This window comes from Saccharopolyspora sp. NPDC002578 (assembly GCF_053592695.1).
The window spans coordinates 113316-125637 of record NZ_JBSFWJ010000006.1 but is presented as its reverse complement, the minus strand read 5'-3'; the positions used below and the strand labels follow the sequence as shown (position 1 = coordinate 125637).

Genomic DNA, 12322 nt, shown 5'->3' with positions numbered 1-12322 from the left:
GATTGGCGTTCAGCGTGGTGCTGGAACACGAGGGACCGCGGTCACCCGTGGGCGGGGACGTTGCTGGGCCGCGCGGTACGAGCGGCGAAGTTCGTCGAGAACCGCGGAAGGATCGGAGCGGAGGCGCTTCGGCAACGTGTGGACCACGACGACACCGGCGGCGGTCATGAGCGTGTGGCGGAACACCGTGTTCTCGTAGCCGGTGGGCCGCAGGTGGTACTCCATCGAGTCGATCTGCCAGGCGAGCCCCACCTCGTCGATCCAGCCGTCCGGAATCCCGAGCAAAGTCCCGTCCGGACCCAGCAACCGCACGTTCCACTGCATGGCAGGCAAATCCGAGCTCTGCGCCAAGCGGTAAGCCCAGCTCTCGGCAGGGGAATGCACGTTGGCGCCCATTTCCTCCAGCACGACGCGACATCGAGCGACGCCGCGCCGCGAACCGGCTTTGGCCTCGGCCGCCAGTGCTTCCGGCGTCACCAACTCCCGCTGCACCGCCTCGGCCAGCAAGGCCCGGACCTGGTCCAGCGTGGGCAGGCGGCGCGCGGCGTCGAGCAACGCCCGGACGAGCGGTGCCACTCGGAAGCCATCGCGGGTGACCGGCGACGGGAGGCGCGTGGTCCGCTCGATCTCGGCGAAACCCTTGCTGGCGCGTTTGCGGGCTTCCGGAATCAGCATGTGCACTTCGTCGGTTTCGGGAAGGCGCGTCATGCCGTGCAAGCGGCACGCGGCCAGACCGGTGATCATCGCCCCGGTTCCCGCGTACCGCAGAGCGGCGTCATGGCGCTGCTCAAGGGTGGGGGTGCCGGACGACAGCATGATGACGCCCGGCAGCAGCCGCTTCCACGGGCCGCCGATCGACGCCCGGTGGTACACGGTTTGTCTTGGCACGCCGAGTTCGTCGAGAGCGCGCGCGGTGAGGACACCGTGAGTGGCGGCGGTGGCCACCCCGTCCCAGTCAACGATCGTTCTCCTCGGCATGACTCCACCATGACCAATCGGAGAACTCGTGCGCCACGTCGATTTCAAGATCTGTGGATGAATCGCCACCCTGTGGACAACTCGAGCTTTTCTGGTGGAGTGAACGGACCGTCCGTCCAAATAGGTTGGTCGAACGGTCCGTTCACTCCGAAAATGATCCGATCACTTTCGGGTCGATATAGGCGTGTCGGATGGGGTTCGCGTTCGAGCGGCATTGAGTGAACGGACCGTTTGGCCGAAGGGGTTGGTTGAACGGTCCGTTCACTCGGCAACGAGGGAGCTCGCACGCGGCGGCTGCTGCAGGGGAGCGGGCGTACCGTGGCACGGGAAGGGGAGTGATGAGGACGTCGCAGCAGAGGGTTTCCCGTTTGGCCGCAGGCGGGCTGCTCGCTGGGCTCGTGCTGAGCGGATGCGCCGGGTACCAGACCGATCCGGGGGTGCAGCACCACGCGCCGAGCGCGTCCCGCGACGACATCATCACCAAGATCGGGTTCGTGTCGCAGGACCAGTGCTTCACGCGTCCCGCGCAGCACGGCACCGAGCGGTGCGAGCGGTACGTGGCGCAGGTGCGCAACATCGCGCTCAGCGCCACCGAACCGACGGAACATCCTCGGCAGGTCATCGCCTCCGCGCACGAGCTGCAGCAGCGAGTGGAACGACTGCTCCGACGTGGATGCTTCCCGCCGAATCCAGAGACGGAGCAGGTGTGCACCCACGACCTGATCACCCTCGACCGCGCTCTCGGAGATCTCCGCACCGCGCTCACCGCCACCCCGCCTGGGTGATCGACGTTCACTCTCCGTTGGGAAAACCCCTGGCATAGCGCACAAATCGGTGCTTTCCACGGCCACGTGACCACACGCGCGGCAGCGGGTTGATACTGCGGTGGTGACGAGTTCGGTACGTGTGGGAGTGGACATCCGCCCGTTCCGCGCCTGGGTTCTCGCGCCCGAACGCCTGCGCGGCCTCGCGGACCGGCACGCCACGCCGTGGGATCGTGTCGACGTCGGGAATTCCGTGCGGCTGCTCGGCGAGTGGAAACGGCTCGCGGTGCTCGCTCGCGACGAGCGTCCCGCGATGTACGTCTACGAGCAGTCCGGGCCGCTCGGAGTGCAGCGCGGCGTGATCTCCGCCGTGCACCTGGACAGCCGGCTGTTGCCGCACGAGGACGTCACCCCGGCCCATACCGACGGCATGGTCGAGTTGATGCGGGCGGGGGAGATGAGCATGCCGCCCATCCTGCTCGGCTATTCCGGGACGGACCGCATCGCCGAACAGCTGGACGCGGCGACCCGGCGACGGCCGTTGACCGAGCTGCGCACCCCGGACGGGCAGGAGCACCGCGTGTGGCGACTCGCGGAACGGGAGATCTGCGGGCAGATCATCGATGCGCTGCACCAGCGGGCCGCGCTCATCGCCGACGGGCACCACCGCCACGTCGCCGCCCGCCGGTTCCGCAGGGACGTCCACGCCGCTGGGCACGGCCGTGGTCCGTGGGACTACCTGCCCGCGTTGCTCGTCGACACCAAACGCAGTCCGCTGCGGTTGCGGCCGGTGCATCGGGTGTTGCCGCACGCCGACCCGTGGAAGGTGCTCGCCGCCGCGCAGCAGTGGTTCCAGATCACCGCGCTGAGCGGGCCGCTGGAGGAATGGCTGGACGTGCTGCGGGCGCGGGCGTACCACGGACCGGCGTTCATCGTGGCGACACCGGACAGGGCGTTCCTGCTCGACCGGCCTGATGCGCATTTCCTCTCCGGGCCGTGCGGGAGGTTCCCGGAATCGTTGCGGTCGATGCACATCTCCGTGTTGCAGGCTTTCCTCGACACAGTGCGGGACTCGCCTGCAATGGCTGTGCACTACGAGCCGAGCGCGCCGAGGGCGTTGCACGTGGTGCGCGAAGTCGGGGGGATCGCCGCCATCACGTTCCCGCCGAGCAAGCTGGACCTGTCCGCGGCGGCGGCGACCGGGGTGCGCCTCCCGCCGAAGGCGACGGCGTTCGGCCCCAACCCGCACCCCGGCCTGGTCCTGCGCACGCTGCCCAGCCCCCGCCTGCCCTGACCGCTACGCGAGCGGCACATCAGCGGACCGGATACCGCGGCGGCTAGGAAATCCGGTGAAGTGAACGGACCGTTCGGCCAATCCCATTGGCTGAACGGTCCGTTCACCCAATTCGATCGACCACCCGCACTGATCTTGACGCGCTTGAGAAGCCCACGTGCGAGAGAAGTGAACGGACCGCTCGTCCAATGCTATTGGGCGAGCGGTCCGTTCACTCCACCTTGGTCAGGCGGGGGTTGTGGGGTGGAAGCGGCGGAGGCGGAGGCTGTTGGCGACGACGAAGGCGCTGGAGATGCCCATCGCCGCCCCGGCGATCATCGGGTTGAGCATGCCTGCGGCGGCTAGCGGGATCGCGGCCACGTTGTAGGCGAACGCCCAGAACAGGTTGCCCTTGATGGTCCGCAAGGTGCGGCGGGACAAGCGGACCGCGTCCACCGCCGCCCGCAGGTCGCCGCGGACCAACGTGATGTCGGAGGCTTCGATCGCCACGTCCGTGCCGGTGCCCATCGCCAGGCCCAGGTCCGCTCGGGCCAACGCGGCGGCGTCGTTGATGCCGTCACCGACCATCGCGACCGCACGTCCTTCGCCTTGGAGCCGGGTGATGACCGCGGCCTTGTCCTGCGGCAGCACCTCGGCGATGACCTCGTCGATGCCCACTTCGGCGGCCACGGTGCGCGCCACGGTCTCGTTGTCGCCGGTGAGCAGCACCGGGCGCAGGCCGAGGCCGCGCAGCCGCCGGATCGCCTCGGCGGAGGTCGGTTTCACGGTGTCGGCGATTTCGAGCACGGCCCGTGCGGCGTCGTCCCAGGCCAGCACGACGGCGGTGTGCCCGGCGCGTTCCGCGGTGCTCTTCGCCTCGTGCAGCGCGTCCGGGAGCGCACCGTCGAAGATCCTGCCGATGCTGACCTGGTGGCCCTCGACGATGGCGCGCACCCCGAGCCCTTCCACGTTGCCGAATTCGGCCGCGACGGGGAGTTCGCCGACCCGTTGCGCCGCGCCGAGCGCGATGGCCCGCGCGATCGGGTGCTCCGAGGCGTGCTCGGCGGCACCCGCCAGCCGCAGCGCCTGCATTTCGTCGGTGCCGTCGGCGAGGTGCACGCCGACCAGCGACATCTGCCCGGTGGTGACGGTGCCCGTCTTGTCCAGCACGACCGTGTCGATGCGCCGCGTCGATTCCAGGACTTCGGGGCCTTTGATGAGCACGCCGAGTTGCGCGCCGCGGCCGGTGCCGACCAGCAGTGCGGTCGGGGTCGCGAGTCCGAGGGCGCAGGGGCAGGCGATGATGAGCACCGCGACGGCCGCGGTGAACGCGGTGTCCGCGCCGCCGCCGGCCAGCAGCCACCCCACCAAGGTGGCCACGGCGAGCACGATGACGATCGGGACGAACACCGCGGAGATCCGATCGACGAGGCGCTGCACCGCCGCCTTGCCGGTTTGCGCTTCTTCGACGAGCCGCGCCATCTGCGCGAGCTGGGTGTCGGAGCCGATGCGGGTGGCGCGCACGATCAGTCGTCCGCCCGCGTTGACGGTGGCGCCGACAACGGAGTCGCCGGGACCCACTTCGACGGGAACGGATTCACCGGTGACCATGCTGGTGTCGATCGCCGAACCGCCCTCGTCGACGATGCCGTCGGTGGCGATCTTCTCGCCGGGGCGGACCACGAACCGGTCGCCCACGGCCAGCTGGTCCGTGGGGATGCGTTGTTCCCGGCCGTCGCGCAGCACCACGACGTCCTTCGCGCCGAGTTCCAGCAGCGCGCGCAGCGCCGCGCCGGCGCGCCGCTTCGATCGGGCTTCGAAGTACCGGCCGGCGAGGATGAACATCGTGACGCCGGCGGCCACTTCCAGGTAGATCGACCCGGAGCCGCTGCCGGAGCCGGTGCTGAAGTCGAAGTCGTGGGTCATGCCGGGCATGCCGGCGGTGCCGAACAGCAGTGCGTACAGCGACCACAGGAACGCGGCGAGCGTGCCGAGCGAGACCAGGGTGTCCATGGTGAACGCGCCGTGGCGCAGGTTCGTCCACGCCGCGCGGTGGAACGGCGCACCGCCCATGACGACGACGGGAGCGGCCAGCGTCAGCGAAATCCACTGCCAGTACGTGAACTGCAGTGCGGGCACCATGGCCAGCACGATCACCGGTATGGACAGCGCGGCGGTGGTGATCAACCGGTCGCGCAGCGCGGTGGTCGTGTCCTGCTCCGCGTCGTCCGGGGAGGTGTCCTCATCCGGGGGTGCGGGGACCGCGGCGGTGTACCCGGCGGCTTCGACCTGGTCGATGAGCCGCTGAGGGTCGAGCTCGGCGGGGTAGCTGACGGCGGCCTTCTCGGTGGCGTAGTTGACCGTGGCGGTCACGCCGTCGAGCTTGCCGAGCTTGCGTTCCACGCGATTCGCGCACGAAACGCAGGTCATGCCTCCGATGATCAGCTCGACCTGCTGTCCGGTGGCGCCCGGTGCAGTCGATGCTCCAGTGCTCATCGTGCGATCTCCTGTTCACCTGCCGCGCGGATCCGTTCGGAAGGGACGTCCGCAGTGGACTTGTCGGGATGTGCCGCGAGGCGGCGGGAGCGGCGGAACCGCTCCCGCCGGGATGCCTACGCGTTCACCAGCTGGTAGCCGGCCTCCTCGACCGCACCGCGCACCGCGTTCTCGGGCAGCGGTTCGGTGCTGGTCACGGTCACCGCGCCGGTCGCGAGGTCCACGGCGACGTCGGAGACGCCGGAGAGCTCGCTGATCTCCTCGGTCACCGAGCTCACGCAGTGGCCGCAGGTCATCCCGGTCACGGTGTAGGTCGACTGGCTCATGTACGTCCCTTCCTCGTGGTCGTCTTGCTCGCGGGCGTCGTGGGCGGCGCCCGGGTCGTGCCGGAGGCGGTCGTGCGCCGTCCGTCAGGAGCGCACCAGCCGGGCGATCGCGGCGCCGGCCTCGGCCACCTTCTCGTCGGCGGCGTCACCGCCTTCGGCGAGCGCCTCGGTGACGCAGTGCTTGAGGTGCTCGTCGAGCAGTCCCAACGCGACCGACTGGAGCGCCTTGGTGGTGGCGCTGATCTGGGTGAGCACGTCGATGCAGTACTTGTCGTCCTCGATCATCTTGGCGAGGCCGCGGACCTGTCCTTCGATGCGGCGCAGCCGCTTCGCGTACTCGTCCTTGTCCTGTGTGTATCCGTGCATCGAGCTCTCCCCGGTCCGGCGCCAACGAACACAGGTATACCCATGGGGGGTATGGGTGTCAACTGTGGTCCGGCACGTGGGCATCGATGCGTCAGGTGTGGAACGTGCACGTCAGGGGCGTGCGGTGCATCGCCGGGGTGGGGCGTGTCCGGCGTGGCCTCGCGCCGGTCCGTGCGCGGCGGATCACCGGTGGTCGATCGCAGGGCCGACCCCTCCCGGAGAGATACCTACTAGAGGTAGGTTTCGGGGTGGCCGCCATGTGATCGCCCGTTCCGGGCGGGAGGAGCATCCGTGCACCGAACGACCCGCGTGACCGTCGCGCTGCTGTTCGCGGCCTGGACCGTGGACTACGTCGACCGGCTCATCATCAACGTCGCGCTGCCGTCCATCGGCGAGACCTTCGGCCTCGACCACGGCGAACGCGGACTGGTCGTCTCGGCGTTCTTCCTCACCTACGCGCTGATGCAGATCCCCGGCGGACTGCTCGCCGATCGCTACGGCGGAGTGCGGATGGCCGCGCTGGCGCTGCTGCTGTGGTCGGTGTTCACCGGACTCACCGCCTTCGCGTGGTCGTTCACCGCGCTGCTGGCCGTGCGGTTGTGCTTCGGAGCCGCGCAAGGCCTGTTCCCCGGAGCCTCGGTGAGCGCGCTGAGCGCCCGCAGCGTTCCTGAACAACGGCTCACGGCCAACGGCTGGATGCAGAGCTCCAACGCCATCGGCGCGCTGCTGGCCGCCGTGGTGGGCTCGGCGCTGCTGTCCGTGTGGGACTGGCGGATCGCGTTCCTCGCGGTGGCAGGGCTCGGCCTGCTGGTGTTCGTGGCCGTGGTGCGGTGGATGCCGGAGCCGCTGTCGCCGGACCTGACCGGGCCGCGCCGGGTCGCGGGCGGCACGAGGCGGGTGCTGCGTTCGCCCGCGATCTGGGCCTTCGCGGTGATGTTCTTCGCCTACGACGTCGTGAGCTGGGGGATCAGCACCTGGACCACCTCCTACCTGGTGGAACGCCACGGGCTGCCGATCGGTGCGGCCGGGATGGTCGTCGTCGGTCCGACGCTGCTCGGCGCGATCGGGATCGTGGTCGGCGGCCGGCTGTCGGACCGGTTCGGTGGACGTCCGCGGCGGGTGGTCGTGCCCAGCATGATCGCGGTCGGCGTCCTGCTGTTCCTGCTGCCGCGGATGCCCTCGGTGCCGCTGTTCGTGGCCTGCGTGACGTTGCTCGGGGGTGTGGCCGGGCTGGCCTACCTGCCGTGCTTCTCGGTTCCGCTGCGCAGCCTGCCCGCGGCGCTGAGCGGAGCCGCCGCCGGAGTGATCCTCTTCGGCGGGCAGCTCGCCGGGGTGCTCAGCCCCAGCGTCTTCGGCTACGTCGTCGAGCACGCCGGCTACACCACGGCGTTCACCGCACTGCTCGTCGGGCCTGCCGTCGCCATCGCGGTCGTGCTGGGAGTGCCGCAGACCACCGAGCACTTCCTGCGGCGCTTCGACGGGCAACCGGTGCGCGACAGCGCGGTTTCGCCCGGCTGAGCGGAACGGCCTCCGGCGCGAGCGCGTGCTGGCGGAGGTGAGCGGATGCCGGTGCGCGTCGATCGGCTCCACCCCTCGCCGTGAGCGCACCACGGCGATCGAGTGCGCCGTCGGGCTGGGTCCGAAGTGAGTGAACGGACTGTTCGTCCCATCCCACTGGACGAACGGTCCGTTCACTCCGCCACGAGCAACCGCGCGCACGTCCGCGTTTAAGCGCGGTGGTGAGCGTCGGGTCGGCGGCCGATCGTCGAGCGCTTCCGAGTGAACGGACCGTTCGCCCAACGGGATTGGACCAACAGGCCGTTCACTCCACCCGGCCTTCGTGGTGCGCGGGTGGCTGCGCGGGGTGGGTGAGCGGACCGTTGGTCCAGTGAGTTTGGGCGAACGGTCCGTTCACTTCGGAAGTGGTGGTGCGGTTCGTGGGGGCGACGGGTTTGGGGGTCACCTGGGGCTTTGACTTTTGTACTCGACCGTACAATGATTGTACGATCGGGTACAAACACGGGAGGTAAGCGTGACCGCTCAGAGCGCGAGCAAGGTGCAGATGTCCGAGGAAGGGGTGGCGCCCGCCGACGCCCGTCCCGAATTCACCTTCGAGGAGGCCAAGGGCGACCTGCGCCGCAGGCAGAACCCCAAGGCCGACAAGTACAAGAACGCGAAGTTCCTCTCCGCCACGGTGCCGATCAACCGCGAAGCCGCCGACCACGTGCTGCCCGCCGGCGTGAAGATGGACGAGTCCAGCACCGCGACGCTGTTCGTCGTCGACTACCCGTGGACGAACTTCAACAGCACCTACCACGAGGCCGCGCTGTTCCTGAACGTCAAGCACGGTCCGTTCCGCGCCGCGCACTGCCCGTGGATCGTGGTGGACGACGACACCGCGCTCATCGGGGGCAGGGACACCCTGGGCTTCCCGAAGAAGATCGCCGAGATCGACTGGTCCGAGCAGGACGACGGCGTTGAGACCGTGGTCCGCCGCCGCGGCGTCGAGCTGATCCGGATGAGCGGCAAGTTCGGCGAGGAGGTCGACTCGGTCCCGCCGATCTTCAACCAGCCGTTCCGCAACGTGATCGGCACCGTCGGGCTCTCCGTGCCCCGGCTGGTCACCTTCAGCACCGTCGACCACCCGCTGGAACAGCGCAGCGCCGACGTCGACCTCACCGTCGGCGGCTCGTACACCGACCCGCTGGACACCCTCATCTCCGGCCCGCCGCTGAATGCGCACTACCGCCGGGTGAACATGAGGGTGGGCAAGTTGCCGCTGCCGGTGGGCCTGGTGTCGCCGACCTTCCTGCTGCGCATGCACCCGATGCGGGACAGCTGAGCGAAGGGAGCCGGGCCGTGACCGGTGCCAAGGGGGAGAAGCCGGAGCGCGCGCAGCACCTGCCGCTCGCGGTCCGCAAGGAACTCGTGCTCGACGCGGCACTGCGGGTGTCGCTGCGCGACGGGGACGCCGTGTCCATGGACGCCGTGGCCGCCGAGGCGGGTGTGGCGAAGACCGTGCTGTACCGGTGCTGGAGCAACCGCGACACGATGCTGCAGGCGCTGGACCAGCGGGAGAGCAGTCGGCTCGCCGAGCAGCTGACGACCGCGCTGGACGCCGCGCAGGCGGAGTCCGACCCGGCGCGCGCCTTGCACGGAGTTCTCGTGGCGTACTTCGCCGCGGTCCGCGACTCCCCGGACAGCTATCGGTTGCTGTACGGGACGCGGGTGCGGGCGGACCGCGCGCAGGCCGTGCAGGGCTCGAGGTCCCGCGCGATCACCCGGCTCACCCCGGTGCTGCGCGGTTGGCTGGACGGCTCCGATTCCCTCCCCGGCAGTGAGCGCCGCGCGAACGCCCTGGCCGCGCTGGCGGTCGGCGCGGCCGAGTCCGGCGCCCGGTTGCTGCTCGACCCCGAATCCGACTGGAGCCCCGAGGAGCTCGCCGACTCGGTGCGCACCCTGTTCGCCGGCGGCGTTCCCGCGTTCGACGACTGACGTTTCCCCGTCCGCGGGCTCTTCCCGCACCGACCGACGATCGTTCGCTTCTCCCCCATGCCGTTCAACGGTTCGCGTTCGCCTGGCCGAGATGGCCCGGCGACGTGATCGACCGTGCCCGGAGAACACCGCCGGGCCTCGGAAACGTGCGCGCGACCGACATCCGAAAGGACGTTCCGATGAAAGCTGTCCCGGCGCTCACCGAACACCCGTCGTCCGCTGACCTCCCCACCACGATGCGCGCGGCCCGGTTCGACGCGGCGACCCGCGAGCTCGCGATCCGCCAGGTGCCCGTTCCGCTGCCGGGGCCGGGTGAAGTGCTGGTGCGAGTGGCCGCATGCGGAATCTGCCAGTCCGACCTGAGCCAGCTCGACGGTCACATCGCACCCCGGCTGCCCGAGATCACACCAGGGCACGAAGCCGCCGGCGTGGTCGCCGCGCTCGGCGAAGGAGTGCGCAACCGGCAGGTGGGCGACCGGGTGGTGCTCGCCGCCGGGAAGGAGTGCGGCGACTGCTCGGAATGCCGGACCGGTGGCGGCACCGACCGGTGCGAAGACCTCCAGGTGATGGCGTTCCACTACGACGGCGCTTGGGCCGAATACGTGCTGACCGCTGCCGTCTCCCTCGTCGACGTCCCCCGGTCGGTGCCGCTGGAGCACGCGGCCGTGCTCGCCGACGCCGTGTCCACCCCGTACGGAGCCATCGACACCGCGGAGCTGCGCGCGGCGGAATCGGTGGGGATCTGGGGTTTGGGCGGGCTGGGCACGCACCTCGTGCAGCTGGCCCGGATCTGCGGCGCCTCGCCGATCATCGCCCTGGACCCGTTGGCGTCGGCGCGGGAGCGCGCGCTCGAGCTGGGAGCGGATTTCGCGCTGGACCCGGCCGCCGCGGACACGGCCGCTCGGATCAAGGAGATCACCGCCGGGCGGGGGCTGCGCGCGGCGTTCGACTGCGTCGGGCGCAGCACCACGTTCGCGCAGGCCGATGCCGCGCTGGGGCATCGCGGCAGGCTCGTGCTGATCGGGATCTCGCCGGATCAGCTCGCGGTCGGTCGTGAGATCCACTTCGTGCGCAACCGGCACAGCGTGATCGGCCACACCGGCTACCGGATGCGGCACCTGGAGGACCTGGTGGAGCTGACCGATCGCGGCCGGCTCGACGTGTCGGGGTCGGTCACCGCCGTGCTGCCGCTCGACGAGGTGGCCGAGGGCGTCCGCAGGCTCCGCGACCACGACGGCGACCCGATCCGCATCCTGCTGGCGCCGTGACGGCTCGGAGTGAACGGACCGTTCGCCCAATCCCACTGGACGAACGGTCCGTTCACCCACCCCGAACTCGGTCGTTGACGGCGTGCGCGTTCGGCGGCGGCCCGCGTCGTTCGGGGCGGGGTTGGAGTGAACGGACCGTTCGTCCCATGTGATTGGGCGAACGGTCCGTTCACTCGGAAAGCTCGGTCGGCGCCTTGGTGCGGGGTGGGTCGGGGTGAACGGACCGTTTGTCCGAGGGGATGGGACGAACGGTCCGTTCACTCCGGTCGGGTGGGTGCCGTGTGGCGGTTGTCCAGGGGGCGGGGGCGTGGTCGGTTGGGGGAGTGGAGGTGGGGTGGGGCGTGGGTGAGGGTCGGCCGACGATCTACGACGTGGCGCGGCGCTGCGGTGTCGCCGCGTCGACCGTGTCCCGTGCGTTCAGCAATCCGTCGCGGGTCAACGCCGCCACCCGCACCCGGATCCGGGCCGCGGCGGTGGAGATCGGTTACGAGCCGCGCCCGCTGGCCAGGGCCGAAGCCCCGGGCCGGTCGCGCACGTTGATGCTGGTGGTCACCGACATCGCCAACCCCTACTACGCCGCGATGATCAAGGCCGTGCAGTCCCGCGCCATCGAGCGGCACTACGCGCTGGCGCTCACCGACAGCGATGAGTCGCCGCAGGTGGAGGCGGGGAATCTGCGGCACCTGCTGGCGAATTCGACCGGCGGCATCCTCGCCACGTCCCGGTTGGCCGACGACGCGGTGCGGCAGCTGGCGCGGCACCGCCCGCTGGTGATGGTGAACCGCGTGATCGACGGCCTGCCGAGCCTGGTGGTGGACACGGCGGGCGGGATGCGCACGGCGGTGCGCCACCTCACGGCGTTCGGGCACCGCCGCATCGCGTACCTGTCGGGTCCGCGCAATTCGTGGATCAACGGCCAGCGGTGGACAGCGGTGCACGAGGAGGCCGCGGCCTTGGGCGTGCAGTCGGTGTACCTCGGGCCGCATCCGCCGACCAGGGAAGGCGGGCGGGACGCGGCGGAAGCGTTCGTGCTGGACGGGGCGACCGCTGCCATCGCCTACAACGACCTCGTCGCCATCGGAGCGATGCAGCGGGTGCGGGACGTGGGGCTGCGGGTGCCGGTGGATCGTAGCATCGTCGGGTGCGACGACATCTTCGGCGCCGACCTGGTCGGGCTGACGACGATCGCCGGGCCCGCCGGGCAGGTCGGCGGCGCCGCGGTCGACCTGGTGCACGCGGAGCTGACCGGCGCCGCGACCTGGTCGCGGACGTTCGACGCGCACCTCGTGGTCCGCGATTCGACCGGACCGGCACCGGCAACCGATGGCAACTAGTTGTCGAGCGTGCGTTCCGCGG

11 protein-coding genes are annotated in these 12322 nt (G+C 70.2%); 7 read left to right on the top strand and 4 right to left on the bottom strand.

Annotated features, from left to right (window positions below):
* Window positions 1-9: 9 nt before the first annotated feature.
* Window positions 10-978 carry a hypothetical protein gene (locus tag ACWD38_RS05485; RefSeq protein ID WP_450123430.1) on the bottom strand — a complete coding sequence of 323 codons (969 nt, stop codon included), beginning with the start codon at window positions 976-978 and terminating at the stop codon, window positions 10-12.
* A 368-nt stretch (window positions 979-1346) separates the two neighbouring features.
* Here ACWD38_RS05485 and ACWD38_RS05480 point away from each other — a divergent pair, with 368 nt between their 5' ends.
* Both ACWD38_RS05480 and ACWD38_RS05475 read left to right on the top strand, forming a co-directional pair.
* The gene (locus tag ACWD38_RS05480) at window positions 1347-1763 is read left to right on the top strand and encodes a hypothetical protein (RefSeq protein ID WP_450123429.1); all 417 of its coding nucleotides are present in this window, start codon (window positions 1347-1349) and stop codon (window positions 1761-1763) included.
* A 103-nt stretch (window positions 1764-1866) separates the two neighbouring features.
* Complete coding sequence (locus ACWD38_RS05475) at window positions 1867-3036, top strand: DUF1015 family protein (RefSeq protein ID WP_184477405.1); 1170 nt, start codon at window positions 1867-1869, stop codon at window positions 3034-3036.
* Between the two features lie 225 nt (window positions 3037-3261).
* Here ACWD38_RS05475 and ACWD38_RS05470 read toward each other — a convergent pair whose 3' ends face one another.
* The 3 genes from ACWD38_RS05470 to ACWD38_RS05460 form a co-directional block, all read right to left on the bottom strand.
* A complete protein-coding gene (locus ACWD38_RS05470; protein WP_450123428.1) occupies window positions 3262-5511 on the bottom strand; it encodes a heavy metal translocating P-type ATPase in 2250 nt (749 codons plus the stop codon).
* Window positions 5512-5627: 116 nt separating this feature from the next.
* Complete coding sequence (locus tag ACWD38_RS05465; RefSeq protein WP_184477409.1) at window positions 5628-5837, bottom strand: heavy-metal-associated domain-containing protein; 210 nt, start codon at window positions 5835-5837, stop codon at window positions 5628-5630.
* Between the two features lie 84 nt (window positions 5838-5921).
* Complete coding sequence (locus tag ACWD38_RS05460) at window positions 5922-6203, bottom strand: metal-sensitive transcriptional regulator (RefSeq protein WP_184477411.1); 282 nt, start codon at window positions 6201-6203, stop codon at window positions 5922-5924.
* A gap of 291 nt (window positions 6204-6494) precedes the next feature.
* Between ACWD38_RS05460 and ACWD38_RS05455 the strand changes: the two genes are divergently transcribed.
* From ACWD38_RS05455 to ACWD38_RS05435, 5 genes are all read left to right on the top strand, one after another.
* On the top strand, window positions 6495-7721 hold the full coding sequence (locus tag ACWD38_RS05455; RefSeq protein ID WP_184477413.1) for an MFS transporter: 1227 nt from the start codon (window positions 6495-6497) through the stop codon (window positions 7719-7721).
* A 514-nt stretch (window positions 7722-8235) separates the two neighbouring features.
* Window positions 8236-9045, top strand: a complete 810-nt coding sequence (locus ACWD38_RS05450; RefSeq protein WP_450123427.1) for an acetoacetate decarboxylase family protein — start codon at window positions 8236-8238, stop codon at window positions 9043-9045.
* A gap of 17 nt (window positions 9046-9062) precedes the next feature.
* Window positions 9063-9698 carry a TetR family transcriptional regulator gene (locus ACWD38_RS05445; RefSeq protein ID WP_184477417.1) on the top strand — a complete coding sequence of 212 codons (636 nt, stop codon included), beginning with the start codon at window positions 9063-9065 and terminating at the stop codon, window positions 9696-9698.
* A gap of 179 nt (window positions 9699-9877) precedes the next feature.
* Window positions 9878-10966 (top strand): zinc-binding dehydrogenase, encoded by a 1089-nt coding sequence (locus ACWD38_RS05440; protein WP_246456674.1) that lies wholly within the window; start codon window positions 9878-9880, stop codon window positions 10964-10966.
* A 341-nt stretch (window positions 10967-11307) separates the two neighbouring features.
* Window positions 11308-12300 carry a LacI family DNA-binding transcriptional regulator gene (locus tag ACWD38_RS05435; protein WP_450123426.1) on the top strand — a complete coding sequence of 331 codons (993 nt, stop codon included), beginning with the start codon at window positions 11308-11310 and terminating at the stop codon, window positions 12298-12300.
* Window positions 12301-12322: the final 22 nt, after the last annotated feature.

Coding starts and splice junctions, on each gene's coding strand:
- ACWD38_RS05485 (WP_450123430.1), bottom strand. CDS start 978: ATGCCGAGGAGAACGATCGTTGACTGGGACGGGGTGGCCACCGCCGCC.
- ACWD38_RS05470 (WP_450123428.1), bottom strand. CDS start 5,511: ATGAGCACTGGAGCATCGACTGCACCGGGCGCCACCGGACAGCAGGTC.
- ACWD38_RS05465 (WP_184477409.1), bottom strand. CDS start 5,837: ATGAGCCAGTCGACCTACACCGTGACCGGGATGACCTGCGGCCACTGC.
- ACWD38_RS05460 (WP_184477411.1), bottom strand. CDS start 6,203: ATGCACGGATACACACAGGACAAGGACGAGTACGCGAAGCGGCTGCGC.
- ACWD38_RS05440 (WP_246456674.1), top strand. CDS start 9,878: ATGAAAGCTGTCCCGGCGCTCACCGAACACCCGTCGTCCGCTGACCTC.